Origin of the sequence: Blastochloris viridis (assembly GCF_001402875.1) — a bacterium.
GTDB lineage: Bacteria > Pseudomonadota > Alphaproteobacteria > Rhizobiales > Xanthobacteraceae > Blastochloris > Blastochloris viridis.
Genome location: NZ_CP012946.1, coordinates 887,572 through 903,794, shown reverse-complemented (window position 1 = coordinate 903,794; position 16,223 = coordinate 887,572). Strand labels below are relative to the sequence as shown.

The following is a 16,223-nucleotide window of genomic DNA, read 5'->3' as shown; positions in this document are numbered from 1 at the left end:
ATGCTGTTAGCTTCCATTGTGAAGCCGGGAAACACCGGCACTGACAGCAGACAAGAGGCGCATGATGAAGAGTGCAGTGAAGACGGTCGAACCCGTCGACCGCCCGGCTCGTGGGCAGGATATACGTCCGCTCTATCTCGAGTCTCTGACGCTGGTGGAGCGGCTGCACCGCCGTCTCCTCGATGTGATCAAAGACGAATTTGACCGTCGTGGCCGCTCAGACGTCAACAGTGTGCAGGCACTGCTGCTGTTCAATATCGGCGACAGCGAACTGACCGCAGGTGAGCTTCGCACCCGCGGCTACTATCTCGGCTCAAACGTCTCGTACAATCTCAAGAAGCTGGTGGAGATGGGATACCTTCACCATCAGCGCTCGCGTGTCGACCGGCGCTCGGTGCGGATTAGTCTGACCGAGAAGGGCACGGAAGTGCGCAATATCGTCGAAAGCCTCTACGCCAAGCACATCAAGACCATCGAGCAAGTCGGTGGCATCAATTCCGCCGATTTCGCTGGCCTTAACAAGGCGTTGCAGCGCCTCGAGCGATTCTGGACCGACCAGATCCTCTACCGCCTATGACCGGTCGGCGCCGGCATCGACACGCGGCTCCGGGCCAGAACGGCCCGGGGCCGCACGTCGTTTATGGACTGTAAATCCGCACACGGAACTTCGGATCATCTTGCGAAATCTTTCGAAAACCATCGCCGTCGATCCGGACGACATCCGGCCGCTCAGGCCGGCGCCTCATGATCCTGTCTCCGAAAAAACCCTTTCCGATCAAGGACGTTTCGGCGAGGCGTGTCGTTAGGTCACGCCGTGACCAACCGGAAACCGCATCTGCCGCCCCGGCTCGCCCGGGCCGTCGGCCACGGGTCGCCCCGTTGTAGCCACTTTGTTTGTTAACGAAGCGGGTGTTAGTCCGTCCCGGCCGCGCCCCTGGCGCGGTGTAGCCGATTGAAACTGGAGTCCGGCCTCGTGTCCTCACGCGCCGACCGCCGCTTGGCGTCTTCTCCGCTTGCCGTTCTGTCCCGTCGCAGCCTGCTCGCAGGGCTCGGCGCCGGCGTCGTGGCCGGCCCGGCCGCGGCACAGGACTTCTTCGATGGCCTCATGCGCGCCGAACCCCGTCCGGCCGCCCACCGGGCGGCGCCGGGCGCGGAATGGAGCCAGGGCTTCGATTCGGCCTCGCGCAATATCCAGATGCCGCGCTCCTCGCTGCCGACGCTGTCGCCGGAGACCCGCGAAGCCACCGAGCAGGCGGTGCAGATCTACGCCAACATCGTCGCCCGCGGCGGCTGGCCGATGGTGCCGCCGGCCGACCGGCTGCGGCTCGGCATGCGCCACCGCTCGGTGCCAGCGCTGCGCCAGCGCCTCGCCGTCAGCGGCGACCTCGATTCCACCGCCGGGGTGTCGGATGTGTTCGACTCCTTCGTCGAGGCCGGCGTGCGCCGCTTCCAGGCCCGCAACGGCATCCAGGCCGACGGCGTGGTGCGCGAGAGCACCTTCCGCGCCCTCAACGTGCCGGCCGAGTTGCGCGCCCGCCAGCTCGAAATCAACGCTGCCCGGCTGCGCGCCCGCGCCGGCGCCCTCGGTAACCGTTACGTTGCGGTCAACATTCCCGCCGCCCAGCTCGAGGCGGTCGAGAACAACGTGGTGGTGTCGCGCCACACCGCCATCGTCGGCAAGCCCGACCGGCCCTCGCCAGAGCTGGCGGTGCGGATTCTCGAGGTCAATTTCAACCCGTTCTGGACGGTGCCGGTCTCGATCATCCGCAAGGACCTGATCCCCAAGATGCAGGCCGAGCCGGACTACCTCGCCAAGTACAAGATCCGGGTCTATGACGGCCGCGGCCGCGAGCTCGACCCGCGCAACATCAACTGGAACTCGGACGAGGCGGTGAACTACCAGTTCCGCCAGGACCCCGGCGAGCAGAACTCGATGGGCACGGTGCGGATCAACATGGCCAACCCGCACTCGGTCTATATGCACGACACCCCGCAGAAGAACCTGTTCGGCGAGGATCGCCGGTTCGACTCCTCCGGCTGCGTGCGGGTGCAGAACGTGCGCGACCTCGTCACCTGGATCCTGGCCGGCACCCAGTGGGACCGCAGCCACGTCGACGCGGTGAGCCGCTCCGGCGAGCGGATCGACGCCCGGCCGGTGCAGCCGATCCCGGTCTATTGGGTCTACGTCAGCGCCTGGGCCACCGCCGATGGCGTGGTGCAGTTCCGCGAGGACATCTACGACCGCGACGGCCTGGGCGGGCTGGTCGCCGGCCGCTAACGCCGCCGCCATCCGAGGCGCCGCCATGGCCGAGGTGCTGTTCGAGTTCACCCAGGTCGGCGCCTGTGTCCGCGTCGCGGCGATCGACGCCGCGAGCGGCGTCGAGGTGGTGGTGATGGCCCCGGCCGCCAGCGCCCGCAGCGACCTCGAACGACTGGCGCTGCAGAAGCTGGAACGCCGCCTCGGCGGCGGCCGGACACCCGATCGGGGCCGGTGATTTCTGTCCGGACATCAGAGATCTTGTGAAAATCCGCCGGTCGCGCCGCCGTTCGGGCGTGGTCGGCGCCGCCGGGACGCACATTTTTGCGGAACATGCCGCGGCCAGCTCTTGACCGCATCGCCGCCCCGCCGGCGTTTCACCACCCGTCAAAACCGGCAACGCCGGCTCAACCTCGCTGCGGCTGGCGTTTCCTTGCGCTATGCTTGCCGCGCCGTAGCAGAGGGATTCGGCATGACATACAGCTTCAAGGGCAGAGGTATTCTCTGGCACAGCCAAACCGGACCGGTGAAGTGGTGGCCGATCAACTGGTTCTGGTTATTCGTGGTCAATTTCGAGCAGCAGCGCCAAGCCAAGCGTGAGGAAGCGGCCGAGGCGGCCGCGGCCAAGGCGGCGGACGCCAAGGGCATCGCGGCCGAAGCCGAGGCGGCGAAGCCAGCCGAGGCCGCGGCGGTGGTCTCCAGCGAGGCGCTCGAGCCGCCGGCCGAACCGGCGGCGTCTCCAGCCGACGCCGCCGCCACCGCGGTGGTCGCCGGCCCGATCGCCGAGGCCATCATCGTGTCGCCGGCGTCCACCTCGGACCTGGCGCCACCGCCCCCGCCCGAGCCGGAACACCTCGGCGAGCCCGACAAGCCGGCCGAGCCACCGAAAACCTGACGCAGCGTCGCAAGCCTGATGGGGAGACCGACGTCGGCGGGGGCCGGTGTCGGTCTTCTGCGTTTTGCCGCCGCTCGCGCCTTCGACCAGGCGGCAGGTCGCCCGGTTCGAGCCACCACGGCGGCTTGCGGCGCGCTATCCCTCGAACCGGTTCGACTTCGGGAAGCCCTTGGGCGGCAGCCGGCCGGCATCAGAGCGGTTGCCGATCCACTCGCGCAGCTCGCGCTTCTCAACAGTGAAGGTGCGCTCGGCGGAATCGATCCAGGTCAGGCCCTCCGCCAGGGTGAAGCACTTGGCGTGCGACAGCCCGCCATTGCCGAAGCGTTGCAGCCGCACCCCCTTGCCGCGTGGCATCTCCGGCACCTGAGAGAGCGGGAACACCAAAAGGCGCCGGTTTTCGCCGATGGTGGCGACGCTGTCGCCCTCCGCCACCGTCACCACCTTGGCCTCGTCCGGCGGGTCGACCGCCAGCACCTGCTTGCCCTTGCGGGTGGTGGCGAGGCATTCGTCCTCCGCCACCACGAAGCCCCGCGCCTCGCGGCTCGCCACCAGGAACTTGCGCCCGCCCTCGTAGACGAAGGCGTCGACCACGTCGTCGGCCTGCTCCATGTCGAGATAGAGCCGGATCGGCTCGCCGTGGCCGCGCCCGCCCGGCAGCTTGGCGGCGTCGAGGGTGTAGAACCGGCCGTTGGTGACGAACACCATGATCTTGGAGGTGGTCTCGGCGTAGAACGCCAGCTTCAGCCGGTCGTCGGTCTTGAAGGTGAGGCCGGAGACGTCCTCCTGGTGGCCCTTCAACGCCCGGATCCAGCCCTTTTCCGACAGGATGACGGTGATCGGCTCGCGCTCGACCAGCGCTTCCTGCACCGCCTCGTCGTCGTGCTCGGGCGCGGTGCCGAACACGGTGCGGCGCTTGCCGAGCTTGGATTTGGGATCGTAGCTCTCGCGCACCTTGGCGATCTCGGCCGCGATGGCGCGCCACTGCACCGCGTCCGACCCCAACAGCCGCTCCAGGGCGGTCTTCTCCTTGGTCAGCGCGTCGAACTCGCGCTTGATCTCGATCTCTTCCAGCTTGCGCAACGATCGCAGCCGCATGTCGAGAATGGCGGTGGCCTGGACGTCGGTGAGCTGGAACTCCCGCATCAGCTCGGCCTTGGGCTCGTCCGTGGTGCGGATGATCTCGATGACGCGGTCGAGGTTGAGATAGGCGATCAGGTAGCCGCCCAGCACCTCCAGCCGGTGCACAATCTCGCCGAGGCGATGCTGCGAGCGCCGCGTGAGCACGGTGCGGCGGTGGCCGAGCCATTCGCGCAGCAAGTCGGCGAGGCTGACCACCTTGGGCACCTGGCCGCCGACCAGCACGTTCATGTTGAGCGGAAAGCGGCTCTCCAGCTCGGTGAGCTTGAACAGGCTCTCCATCAGCAGCGAGGGCTCGACGTTGCGGCTCTTGGGTTCGAGCACGACGCGGACGTCCTCGGTCGATTCATCGCGCACGTCGGCCAGCAGCGGCAGCTTCTTGGCGTCGAGCAGTTCGGCGATCTTCTCGATCAGCCGCGATTTGGCGACCTGATACGGAATCTCGGTGATCACCACCACCCAGGCGCCGCGGGCGCCCTCCTCGACGTGCCACTTGGCGCGGACGCGGAAGCCGCCGCGGCCGGTCTCGTAGGCTTCGCGGATCGCGGCCTTGTCGTCGACGATGATGCCGCCGGTCGGAAAGTCCGGCCCCTTGACGATCTTGAGCAGATCGCGCGTGGTCGCCTGCGGGTTGTCGATCAGGTGCGCGGCCGCATCCAGCAGCTCGGCCATGTTGTGCGGCGGGATCGAGGTCGCCATGCCGACCGCGATGCCGGCCGAGCCGTTGGCGAGCAGATGCGGAACCGCCGCCGGCAGCACCACCGGCTCGGATTCGGAGCCGTCATAGGTCGGGCGGAAATCGACGGTGTCGTCGTCGAGGCCGTCGAGCAGGAAGCGCGCGGTCTCGGTGAGGCGGGCCTCGGTGTAGCGCATGGCGGCGGCGCTATCGCCGTCGACATTGCCGAAATTGCCCTGGCCGTCGACCAGCGGGTAGCGCTGGGCGAAGTCCTGGGCGAGCCGCACCAGCGCGTCATAGACCGACTGGTCGCCGTGCGGGTGGAACTTGCCGATGACGTCGCCGACCACGCGGGCGCTCTTCTTGAAGGTCGAGCCGGGGTCGAGCTTGAGCACCCGCATGGCATAGAGCACGCGGCGGTGGACCGGCTTCAGGCCATCGCGCGCGTCGGGCAGCGCGCGGTGCATGATGGTGGAGAGCGCATAGGCGAGATAGCGCTCCTCGAGCGCGCTCTTGAGGTCGATCGGCTCGATATTGCCGCCCGCCCCAGCGCCGTCGCCCGACGGCGGCAGAATCCGTTTTCCCATGGCTCAAGGGGTACAGGAGGGGAACGGGGGCGGCAAGGGTGAGGGGAGACGTAGAATGATATGGTTAAAAAGTTACGGCCATGAAGCAATATCTATAAGTATATCAACCATTCCGCTGAAATGCTTATCCGATTCCGAAGCTTTCTTGATATGCGCTCCCCTCAGGCCATCACCTGACCCGCAGTCAAATACAGGCTTTTTTGCGTTGAGAGAGTACGGGATAAGGCTATGCAGGTTAGGTATTTGCCCCAACTTATATTCTTCATCGTCCCATTTAACAACTTGATCAATGGAAATCAACTTATCTATTATGTTACTTTTTATGGCTGGCTCAAGCTCGTCGCCATATATACTCCAGCCAGCCGTCATCCCATCTTTGGAAGCGCTTCTTAAGTTGTGCCGCTGGATAACATACCCAAGGTAGGAAGGCTGCCCTTTGGGGATTGATAACTCACCATCCCAAGCATTGTTGCATTGATCCCATTCCTTCCGCCAAGTTAATAGCTTGTTTCCAAGATTTTCCGTTCCTTGTATGGAAAATAGATCTGGAGAAACTGGCGTAATAAAGTAATCACTTGTGGCTAGAGCCGCCCTATTTAATGCGCCAAGGTTGGGACCCAAATCAAGAAGTACTAAATCAGCCTTTACTTTACGGGATGCAGCTTTGATATATCTATGAATTGCGGATTGTGCTCTAAGAGCGGGCTCACTTCCACCCTTCGCGCTGCTCCATGTGTCGCCCAACAGATCCTCGAAATTGTTTAGCCGCAAATCTCCCGGAACGAGATACAAACTTCCAACTTCGGACACAGAGGTAGGCGCACGATTTCTAATATCTCCAGTAGTTTTATAAACAGGCTCAATTACTTGGAAAATACTATTTCCATCATCACGCCAAGATCTCTTTATTTCAGAATCCGACATTGAATAGGACGTAAGATTGCATTGGCTATCACAGTCCACCATCAGCACAGTAAGGTCGCATCGAGACAACAAGTGTGCAACATGGTACATATAAGTTGTCTTACCAACTCCACCCTTATTATTGAAAATGCTGATCGTCTTTGCCATAAGCCCCTCCGAACAAGAGCAACCCTACCGCACTAAGCTGCATCTTCCAACCCCTACGGTAGAGAGTGCAGCGTGCCCCGTCATATGGCTGGCCGCATAACACCCATGGCTGAATCGCCACCGCCCGCCGTCGTTCCCGGCGAGCGCAGCGAAGCTGCGCGAGGGAAGGGAACCTATCTTCACCACAAGCAAAATCGCACCGCGCCACGCGGGAACGGCCCCACACAACGCAAGATGGGTCCCCTTCCCCTCGCCGCCAAGGCGGCTCGGCCGGGGACGACCGCCGTGGTGCACCGGGCACGGGCAGTCACCGGAGACGAGCGCGGTGGCGCCCAAGACACCGGCGCTCACTGGGGACGACCGCGGCGGGGATGGCGCGGGCGCCTGCCGTGGCGCAGCCCTACGGACGCCGCGTGCCGATCTCGCCAGTGGCGATCATCCGCCGGAGCTCCGCCACCAGTGCCTGCGGCCGCAGCGGCTTGGCCAGCGCCGGCACGCCGCGGAACGCCACCGGGTGCTGCTCGCGCGCAGAGCCCGACAGCGTGACGAACCGCTTGCCGCTGCGCTGCAGGCCGTGCGCGATCGGCTCGGAGGTCTCGCTGCCGAGATTGATGTCGAGCACCGCGGCATCGCAGCCGATCGTTTCCATCAGCTCCAGCGCCGGCCCGACCGCCATCGCCGGCCCGACCACATCGAACCCGGCCTCGGTGAGCGCCTCGGCAATCTCCAGAGCGATGAGCGCATCGTCCTCGACCACCAGCACCCGCGGTCGCGCGCCGGTGGCCTCGCCGGCCCGCGCCGCAGCGCCCGCGCCGGCACTGGCACCGGGCCGCCCGCCCTCCAGCAGCTTGCCCGCCGGGCAGCGCAGCCGCCACACCAGCCCCTCGGGCGGATAGCTCAGCTCGACGTGGCCGGCGAGGCTGAGCTCCGCCATCCGCCCCATCACCGTGGTGCCGAACCCGGTTTGCCGCGGCGGCGACACCGGCGGCCCGCCATGCTCGCGCCAGCTCATCACGAACGCGCTGTCGCCGCCCGCCTGCTCCAGCCGCCAGGCGATCTCGACCCGGCCGTCGGCCGACAGCGCGCCGTACTTGCCGGCGTTGGTGGCAAGTTCGTGCAGCGCCATGCCGATGGCCTGGGCGGCCAGGGCCGAGATGAACAGCGGCCCGCCGGCCAGCGTGATGCGATCGTCGATCAGATCGGCGAAATGCGCCAGTTGGGAGCGCACCAGCCGGTCGAGGTCGGCGCCCTTCCACTCGGTCTTGACCAGCAGATCCTGGCCGGCGGCCAGGGCGTAGATGCGTTCCTCGAACCGCTTGACGAAATCCTGCGGCCCGGTCGCCACCGTCTGCCGCGCGATCGCCTGCACCAGGGCCAGCATGTTCTTGGCGCGGTGGTTCACCTCGCGCAGCAGCAGCTTGATCTGGTCATCGTGGCGCTTGCGCTCGGTGATGTCGCGAATGGTGCCGGTGAAATAGCGCTTGCCGGCGTGGCGCCACTCGGCGATGGCGAGGTCTGAGGGGAACACCGAGCCATCCTTGCGGCGCGTCTCCACCTCGCGGCCGATGCCGATGATCTTGGCCTTGCCGGTGTTGAGGTAGCTGCGCAGGAAGCCATCGTGCCCCGAGCGGTCGGTCTCGGTCATCAGCACCGATATGTTGCGGCCGATCAGCTCGTCGGGCTCGTAGCCGAAGATGCGCCCGCCCGCCGGGTTGATCGACTGGATGGCGCCGCGCTCGTCGATAACGATGATGGCGTCGACCGCAGTGTCGACGATGGCGCGCAACCGCTCCTCGCTCGCGCGCAGCGCATCGTCGGTGCGGACGCGGGCGATGAACCCCGCCGCCTGGCGGGCGTAGAGATCGAGCCGCTTCAGGTCCTGCTCGGCCGGCCGATAGACGGTGCGAAAATGGGTCGACAGCACGCCCAGCAGCTTGCCGTCGCGGCTGATCAAGGGCGTGGTCTGCACCGCGCGGACACCGGCGGCAAACGACAGGTAGGCGGCAAAGTCGGGGCCGGTCGCGACGTCCTCGATCACGATGCGCTTGCCGGCGTGCAGCGCGCGGCCGATGGCGTCGTCCTCCAGCCGCACGTCCTGGAAACGGGCGACGAACGCCGGATCGAAGCCACGCTGCGCCGCCAGCGTCAGCACGCTGCGCGAGCTGTCCAGCAATCGCACGGTGCCCTTGTCGGCGCCGAGCAGGTCGATGGCAGCGCCGAGCATCTCGTCCAGCCCCTCGCGCAACGTCGAGGTCCGCCACAGCCGCGAGCTGGCCTCGCTCAGCCGCGACAGCGCCGCCACCTCGCGGGCAAGCTGGTCCTGGCTGGCCCGCAGCGCCGCCTTCGCCTCGACCGTCTCCGTGGTGTCGGTTGCGGTGCAATAGACGCCGACGACGGCGCCGGTGTCGTCGCGCAGCGGCGTCCAGGCGAAGCTGTACCAGCGCTCCGGCTGGCCCGGCGCCGACAGCGGCTGGTCGAGGAGTTGCCGGGCGTCGCCGGCCATCGCCGCCGCGACCAGCGGACGATGGCGCACGAACGCATCGCCCCAGGCGGCCGCCCACGCCGCCGACCACGGCTGGCCGAGCGCGTCGGGATGGTGGTCGCCGAGCAGCGGCACGAAGGCGTCGTTATAGATCGCGATCAGGTCGGGACCCCAGCCGATCATGGCCGGCTGACAGGTCTCGAGCAGAAGGGAAACCAGACAGCGAAGGCGCGAAGGCCAGGACTCGACTGGCCCGAGCGGGGTCGATGCCCAATCGAACGCCTGGATCGGCCCCGCCATCACGTGGTCGCCGGCGGGACTGTGCCAACTGGTGACGTCGACTCTCGGCATCAAGGTTATGCCTACGCTGTGCAACGACGCCAGCATCTGACAGTAACAGACATTGCATGTCAAATGCACGGGCGAAGTTGGCCTTGACCGTCGTCCGTGGTCTCCACGTATTCGGCGGCGTGTCGACTTGCCGGCCCAAGCGTCAACTTGGCCGGTAACGTGCCGCGATCGGCCCGGCCTGGCCAGCGCCATGTTGCAGCGCACCGCGCGCCTGTATTGCCCGCGATCAAAACGGTCGGGCCGGCGTGAGCCGGTCCGGCCGCCGGCGTTACCGACCGGCTGGGCAGATTTCGCGTGGTTGGCTATGGTTCGCGCGACCGGCGCGAGGCGGGATGACGCCTTCCCGATCTGGAGTGCTGCCGATGACCGAGCTCCCCACCTCCGACCTGCCGTCCTATTTGGCCCAGCTCGAGGACGAGTTGACGGCGCTCGACTCTGGCGCCGACGTCATGCTGCTGAGCGAGCTCGACGGCTTCCTGACCGCCATCGCGCTCAATCCCGAGCCGATCGCGAGCGAGAGCTGGCTGCCGGCGGTGTGGAGCGGCGGCGAGGACGGCGTCGCACCCGGATTCAAGGACGACAGCAACGCCGCGCGCATCGCCGCGCTCATGGTCCAGCACCGCGACCGCCTCGACGACATCCTGCGCAACCGCGCGGAGGACTACACGCCGGTGTTCGACATCGACGAGGGCCAGGACGACATCGTGTGGGGCGTCTGGGTCGAGGGCTTCGAGCGCGGCCTGGCAATCCACGCCGAAAGCTGGAGCAAACTCGCCACCGAGGACAACAAGGCGTCTGAAGCTCTCGCCTTCCTCACCGTGCTCGGCGCGGTCAACCGCGGCGACAGCGGCCTATCCGACGACAAGGCTTTCGAACTGACCGCGATGGCGCCCAGCATCATCCCGCTGCTGGTGCTGGTGTTGAACGCCTGGCGGCTGGGCAGTCTCGATGACCTCGACGAACTGGACGATCTCGACGACCTGGACGATCTCGACCTCGACGACCTCGATTGGGACGATCTCGACGACGACGACCTCAAGACGCTCGAGGCTGAACTGTTCAAGGACAACACCGCTCCGCCGCCGCAACCGCCGTCCCCGAGCATCAAGATCGGCCGTAACGATCCCTGCCCGTGCGGCTCGGGCAAGAAATTCAAGAAGTGCTGCGGCAGCAACTGAGCCGTGAGGTCGAAGCGCGGCGTCCGTCTCCAGGGCGCCGCCGCGCCATCGCACAGCCGTCCGATCCGACACGCCGCGTTCGATCACGCCGCCCGATCGGGCCGCGTCGTCTCGGCCAGCACCGCCACGCGCCGCTTGGCGGCGTAGCGTGCACGAACGACTGGCGTGATCAGCCACGCCGCCACCGCCGCGATCACGAACGACGACACATTCACCACCGGCAGCCAGACGTTGCCGTTCTCCATCAAGGACGGCGTAATCACGACGACAGCCGTTCCCAGGCCGAACACCATGGCCTGTGCCGTGAGAAAGATCAGAAACATGATCAAACGGTGAAACGACATGGGAAAGCTCCCGCATTTCTTCACCAGCCAACGCCGGTCTTGGCCGGGCGTTCCGATGCTCTGCTGCGTCAAAGTGGTTTGGCGACCATCACCCAGATGCCGACCAGCAGCGGGCAGACGCTAACCACGCCCCACACCAGCCAACGCCGGTTGTCCCGCCAGTAGGCATCGGGGATGTCGCCGCCGGCGGCGAAGCGCTGCGCCAGTTTCGCCATGCGGATTTGGGCGGGGACCAGCACCGCGATCCAGATGCCGCCCGACACCAAGAACAGGATCTGGCCCCACAGCAGCCAGCCCTTGAACGGGTCGAGGCCGCTGGCCCACGCCGCGCCGAACCCGCCGAGATAGACCAGCACGATGCCGCCGGCGGTGAACACGAAATCGGTGATGGTGACGAGGCGCTGGCTGAAGGCGATGACCTGGGGATTGCCGGTGCGGTTGGCGAACACCTTCCAGAAGGCGGTAACGCCGACATTGCCGACCAGAGCGATGATCCCGAAAATGTGCAGGGTTTTGAAGGCGTCATAGAGCATGAACGGTTCCGGTCGCTCGACATTCGGGAGATGGACGGTCCGTCTCCGGGATTACGAAAAGACCTCCCGGAACCCGCCTCGCAGATCGTCGGGACACTCAGACCATCTCGCCACCCTGCGCAATTGCCGTGAAGGCTCCGCTGGAATGTGGCCCCGCGGCAGTGCTCCGGCCATAGGCGCTGTCCCTCAGACCAGTGCGAGCGCGCGCAGGAATGCCTCCCGCTCGTGCGGCACCGCCAGGCCCCGCGGCTCGTAAACGCGGCGGGCAAAAAAATAGCCGGTCAGGGCGAAGCCTGCGGCGATGTCGGCGGCGGTCGGCATCTCCGCCGTTCCAGTGAGGAAGGCCGGCAGCACCAGGAGCTTGTCGGCCCACGGCGCGCCCGCGGTCCGCGAGGCGGCCCGACCGGTCTTGGGCGAAACATAGCTCAAGTCGGTGCGGACCCCGGTCATGGCACAGGCGTCGAGGTCGAGGCCGAAGCCGAGGTCGGCCAGAACGCCGAGTTCGAACCGCACCAGCAGCGCCGCCGCCAGCATCGGCTCGGTCAGTTGGCCGACCACCCGTTCGGCGGCGGCATGGAGGTCGGGGTGCGGATCGCGCTCCGGCAACAGCCGCAGCAGAGCAGCAACGTGCTGCAGGCCGAACGTCGCCGCTGGCGTCGCGATCAATGTCGCGGCGCGCTGCACCTGCGGTTCCACCGTGTAGGTGCCGAGATGCTCGTCGAGCCGGGCCCGCCACGTCGCCTGCACGGTGTTGCCGGGCTGGAGCACCGCAGCGAACCTTCGCGAGCGGCCGCCGCGCACCATGCCGAGATGGCGGCCATGGGCCAGCGTCATCAGTTCCAGGATGACGCTGGTTTCCCCGTGGGTGCGGGCGCCGATGACGAGGCCGACGTCGGTCCAATCCATGGCGTTTCATACCCCGGATGACCGGCCAGCGACATCTGCTGCCGCGCGATGTCATCCAAGGCCACCCCGGCCGCCCGGGCACCGGCAAAAGTCGGCGAGAGACCAAAACGGCACCTGCCTGCCGAAATATCCGCTCGCCACCCGCCCAATCAGGGACGCTACGGAGCGCCGCGCTTGATCCAACGCAAAGCCTGCGCTTTCTTTTAAGTTATTCTAATACTCGTTCGCATCAAGCGACCCAAGCTCACGGGGGGAGTCATGAAATCCGTACTGCTGGCGACCGCAATTTTCGCCTGGATCACCATACCGGTCGCGGCCGACGACCAATCGCTGATGAAGGATGCCAAGTCCCACTTCAAGCCGATCCCCTCGCTCGTCCCCGCCGTCAAGGACAATGCGGTGACTCACGACAAGGTCGAGCTCGGCAAAATGCTGTTCTTCGATCCGCGCTTGTCGGCGTCTCATCTGATCAGTTGCAACACCTGCCACAATATGTCGATGGGCGGCGACGACAACTTGGAGACTTCGATCGGCCATGGTTGGGCCAAGGGGCCGCGCAACGCCCCGACCGTGCTCAACGCAGTGTTCAACATCGCCCAGTTCTGGGACGGCCGCGCCAGCGATCTCAAGACCCAGGCCAAGGGGCCGATCCAGGCCGGCGTCGAGATGAACAATACGCCCAAGGTGGTCGAGGAGACGCTGCTCAGCATCCCGACCTACGTCGCCAAGTTCAAATCGGCCTTCCCCAATGAGGCCCAGCCGGTGACCTTCGACAACCTCGCCCGCGCCATCGAGGCGTTCGAGGCCACCCTGATCACCCCGGCTTCGCGGTTCGACCAGTTCCTTGAAGGCAAGCTCGACGCGCTTGACGCCACCGAGAAGACCGGGCTCCGCCTGTTCGTCGACAAGGGCTGCGTCGCCTGCCACAGCGGCGTCAATGTCGGCGGCGAGGCGTACTACCCGTTCGGCGTGGTGGAGAAGCCGGGTGCCGACATCCTGCCGGCCAAGGACCGCGGCCGGTTCGAGGTGACCAAGACCGCCGATGCCGACTACGTGTTTCGCGCCGGGCCGCTGCGCAACATCGCCCTCACCGCCCCCTATTTCCATTCCGGCAAGGTGTGGGACCTGAAACAGGCGGTGGCGATCATGGCCACCAGCCAGCTCGGCACCAAGCTCAACGATCCGGAGATCGAGGCAATCACCGCCTTCCTCTGCTCACTCACCGGCGAGCAGCCGCGGGTCGAGTTGCCAATCCTGCCGGTCAGCACCACCAAGACGCCCCTGCCGAAGTGAGGAGGCTTTGGGCTTGAGCTCCGCACCAGTCATCCCGGGCAAGCGGCTGAGTCTGCTTGGCCGGGACGACGAAAACGCCGTCCGGGGTGGCGAGGTGCTCACTCCCGCGGGAACTCCAGCCCCATCTCGCGATAGCGCTCGGGGTCGTTGCCCCAGCCCTCGCGCACCTTGACGAACAGGAACAGGTGCACCTTGGCGTCGACCGCCTCGGCGATCTCCTTGCGCGCGGCCATCGAAATCGCCTTGATGGCCTCGCCGCCCTTGCCGAGCACGATCTTCCGCTGGCTCTCGCGCTCGACGAAGACGGTCTGCTCGATCCGCACCGAGCCGTCGCTTCGGGTCTGCCAGGAGGTGGTCTCGACCGTCGACTGGTAGGGCAGTTCCTCGTGGAGCCGGAGCGTCAGCTTCTCGCGGGTGATTTCGGCGGCCAGGCTGCGCAGCGGCGCGTCGGACACCTGATCCTCGGGGTAATGCCACGGCCCCGCGGGGACGCGCTGCGCCAGCCAGCTCCGCAGTTCGTCGACGCCGCTGCCGGTGGCGCCGGACACCATGAAGGTGGCCTCGAACGGCAGGCGGACGTTGAGGTCCGCCGCCAGTTCCAGCAGCCGGGGCTTGTCGGCGACGACGTCGACCTTGGTCAGCACCAGCACCAGCGAATGGCTGACTTGCTTCAGCTTGCCGAGGATCGCCTCGATCTCCTCATCGACGCCGCGGCGGGCGTCGATGAGCAGGCAGACCATGTCGGCATCGGCAGCGCCGCTCCAGGCGGTGGAGACCATGGCGCGGTCGAGCCGCCGCTTGGGCGGGAAGATGCCGGGGGTATCGATCAACACCAGCTGGGCATCGCCCTCGAGGGCGATGCCGCGCACCAGCGCCCGCGTGGTCTGCACCTTGTGGGTGACGATCACGACCTTGGCGCCGACCAAGGCGTTGACCAGCGTCGATTTGCCGGCGTTGGGCGCACCGATCAGCGCGATGAAGCCGCAGCGGCGCGCGACGGGCAGTGTTTCAGGCATCACGTCCTCATGCATCGGATGGCGCCCGGATCACGCCCTGCCGGATCAGGAATTCCTCGGCGGCGGACTGCTCGGCGAGGCGTTTGCTGCGGCCGCCGCTCTCAACGGTCGGCAGGCCCGGCAGTTCGACCTGGATGGTAAATCGCGGTGAGTGATCGGGTCCGACCCGGTCGGTCACCCGGTAGACCGGCGGCGGCAGGCCGCGCGCCTGCGCCCATTCCTGCAACGCGGACTTTGCGTCGCGCACCGGATTGACCGGCTTCAGCATCCGCCCGGACCAGTGCTGCTCGATGAACTGCTCGGCCGGGCCGTAGCCGCCATCGATAAACACCGCGCCGATTACCGATTCGCAGATGTTGGCGAGAATCGCCGCCTTGCGCCGGCCGCCGGTCTGGATCTCGCCGGGGCCGAGCCGGATGTGGGGGCCGACCTGCCAAGCCAGCGCCACCTCGGCGCAGGCCTCCTTGCGCACCAGATCGGCGAGGCGTTGCGACAGCTCGCCCTCCTCGGCGTCGGGGAAGGCGCGATAGAGCATCGCCGACACCGCAAGGCCCAGCACATGGTCGCCCAGGAATTCGAGCCGCTGATAACTGTCGAGCCTGGCCCGCACGCCGCTGGCGGCGCTGACATGGGTCAGCGCTAGCTCCAACAGCGAACGGTCGGCAAAGACATAACCGATGCTGGTTTCGAACTGTCCAAGATTGTCGCGCTTTCGACTCATCGCACCAGCTTGAACACCCGGCTCCAGCGGACCGACCACGGCCACTCCCAGATCGCCCAGGCCGACTTGCCCTCTTCGATCGAGAAGAAGATGACCTCGGCCCGGCCGATCAGATTCTCGAACGGCACCGGCCCCACCGCGCTCTCCACCCGCGAATCGGTGGAGTTGTCGCGGTTGTCGCCCATCATGAAATAGTGGCCGGCCGGAACGACATAAACCTTGGTGTTGTCGTAGAAGCCGTTCTCGACCATGTCGAGCGTGGTGTGGGTGACGCCGTTCGGCAGCGTCTCGCGATAGCGCGCGACCGGAACGCGGCGACCCTCGGCGTCCTCGCCCAGGAAGTCGTCGATGCGCTCACGCTTCACCGGCTCGCCGTTGATATGCAGCACGCCGTCGACCATCTGGATGCGGTCGCCCGGCAAGCCGATGACCCGCTTGATGAAATCGGCGTCGTCCTGCTTCGGATTGCGGAACACCGCCACATCGCCGCGCTGCGGCTCGCTGGCGAAAATCCGCCCGGAGAACAGTTTGGGCGAGAACGGGATCGAAAACCGGCTGTAGCCGTAGCTGAATTTCGACACGAACAGGTAGTCGCCGATCAGCAGCGTCTCCTTCATTGATCCCGACGGGATGTTGAAGGGCTGGAACAGGACCGTCCGGATGACGAGCGCGATCAGCAGCGCCTGCACGAGGACGCGCAGAGCCTCGCCAATACCGCCCTTTTTGGTGGTTTCGGTCGACACGTTCATGATCCTGGTTCTCGACGCCGGTCGCGT

The 16,223-nt window shown here is 66.1% G+C and carries 15 protein-coding genes; 6 read left to right on the top strand and 9 right to left on the bottom strand.

The genetic code is table 11. The annotated features are described in order from the left end of the window. The first annotated feature begins 64 nt into the window (after positions 1 to 64). The 4 genes from ldtR to BVIR_RS04025 all read left to right on the top strand — a co-directional run bounded on the left by ldtR (position 65) and on the right by BVIR_RS04025 (position 3,152). Positions 65 to 577, top strand: coding sequence for a transcriptional regulator LdtR (gene ldtR, locus BVIR_RS04040; RefSeq protein ID WP_417852051.1), 513 nt, complete (start codon positions 65 to 67; stop codon positions 575 to 577). Positions 578 to 973: 396 nt separating this feature from the next. Next, complete coding sequence (locus tag BVIR_RS04035) at positions 974 to 2,278, top strand: L,D-transpeptidase family protein (RefSeq protein ID WP_236823699.1); 1,305 nt, start codon at positions 974 to 976, stop codon at positions 2,276 to 2,278. 25 nt (positions 2,279 to 2,303) lie between these two features. Then, on the top strand, positions 2,304 to 2,495 hold the full coding sequence (locus BVIR_RS04030) for a DUF6898 family protein (protein WP_055036540.1): 192 nt from the start codon (positions 2,304 to 2,306) through the stop codon (positions 2,493 to 2,495). A gap of 234 nt (positions 2,496 to 2,729) precedes the next feature. Next, positions 2,730 to 3,152, top strand: coding sequence for a hypothetical protein (locus BVIR_RS04025; protein WP_145911871.1), 423 nt, complete (start codon positions 2,730 to 2,732; stop codon positions 3,150 to 3,152). Positions 3,153 to 3,287: 135 nt separating this feature from the next. Here BVIR_RS04025 and parC read toward each other — a convergent pair whose 3' ends face one another. The 3 genes from parC to BVIR_RS04015 form a co-directional block, all read right to left on the bottom strand. After that, on the bottom strand, positions 3,288 to 5,552 hold the full coding sequence (parC, locus tag BVIR_RS04020; protein WP_055036538.1) for a DNA topoisomerase IV subunit A: 2,265 nt from the start codon (positions 5,550 to 5,552) through the stop codon (positions 3,288 to 3,290). A 72-nt stretch (positions 5,553 to 5,624) separates the two neighbouring features. After that, a complete protein-coding gene (locus BVIR_RS16255) occupies positions 5,625 to 6,623 on the bottom strand; it encodes a ParA family protein (protein WP_082416659.1) in 999 nt (332 codons plus the stop codon). A gap of 400 nt (positions 6,624 to 7,023) precedes the next feature. Next, the gene (locus tag BVIR_RS04015) at positions 7,024 to 9,456 is read right to left on the bottom strand and encodes a PAS domain S-box protein (protein ID WP_169788577.1); all 2,433 of its coding nucleotides are present in this window, start codon (positions 9,454 to 9,456) and stop codon (positions 7,024 to 7,026) included. Positions 9,457 to 9,818: 362 nt separating this feature from the next. Here BVIR_RS04015 and BVIR_RS04010 point away from each other — a divergent pair, with 362 nt between their 5' ends. Beyond that, complete coding sequence (locus BVIR_RS04010; protein ID WP_169788576.1) at positions 9,819 to 10,634, top strand: UPF0149 family protein; 816 nt, start codon at positions 9,819 to 9,821, stop codon at positions 10,632 to 10,634. 83 nt (positions 10,635 to 10,717) lie between these two features. Here BVIR_RS04010 and BVIR_RS04005 read toward each other — a convergent pair whose 3' ends face one another. The 3 genes from BVIR_RS04005 to recO form a co-directional block, all read right to left on the bottom strand. Then, the gene (locus BVIR_RS04005; RefSeq protein ID WP_055036535.1) at positions 10,718 to 10,978 is read right to left on the bottom strand and encodes a hypothetical protein; all 261 of its coding nucleotides are present in this window, start codon (positions 10,976 to 10,978) and stop codon (positions 10,718 to 10,720) included. Positions 10,979 to 11,046: 68 nt separating this feature from the next. Then, positions 11,047 to 11,511, bottom strand: coding sequence for a DUF2269 family protein (locus BVIR_RS04000; protein WP_055036534.1), 465 nt, complete (start codon positions 11,509 to 11,511; stop codon positions 11,047 to 11,049). A gap of 186 nt (positions 11,512 to 11,697) precedes the next feature. After that, the gene (gene recO / locus BVIR_RS03995) at positions 11,698 to 12,417 is read right to left on the bottom strand and encodes a DNA repair protein RecO (RefSeq protein ID WP_055036533.1); all 720 of its coding nucleotides are present in this window, start codon (positions 12,415 to 12,417) and stop codon (positions 11,698 to 11,700) included. A gap of 258 nt (positions 12,418 to 12,675) precedes the next feature. Between recO and BVIR_RS03990 the strand changes: the two genes are divergently transcribed. Beyond that, positions 12,676 to 13,710, top strand: a complete 1,035-nt coding sequence (locus tag BVIR_RS03990; protein ID WP_055036532.1) for a cytochrome-c peroxidase — start codon at positions 12,676 to 12,678, stop codon at positions 13,708 to 13,710. Between the two features lie 98 nt (positions 13,711 to 13,808). Here BVIR_RS03990 and era read toward each other — a convergent pair whose 3' ends face one another. Genes era through lepB form a run of 3 tightly spaced genes read right to left on the bottom strand, consistent with a single transcriptional unit; the run spans position 13,809 to position 16,196 of the window. Beyond that, positions 13,809 to 14,726: a GTPase Era gene (gene era / locus BVIR_RS03985; RefSeq protein WP_055038667.1), complete on the bottom strand. Its 918-nt coding sequence runs from the start codon at positions 14,724 to 14,726 to the stop codon at positions 13,809 to 13,811. 7 nt (positions 14,727 to 14,733) lie between these two features. Next, positions 14,734 to 15,447 (bottom strand): ribonuclease III, encoded by a 714-nt coding sequence (gene rnc, locus BVIR_RS03980; protein ID WP_055036531.1) that lies wholly within the window; start codon positions 15,445 to 15,447, stop codon positions 14,734 to 14,736. After that, a complete protein-coding gene (gene lepB, locus BVIR_RS03975; protein WP_055036530.1) occupies positions 15,444 to 16,196 on the bottom strand; it encodes a signal peptidase I in 753 nt (250 codons plus the stop codon). The genes rnc and lepB overlap by 4 nt, the downstream gene beginning before the upstream one ends. Positions 16,197 to 16,223 lie beyond the last annotated feature (27 nt).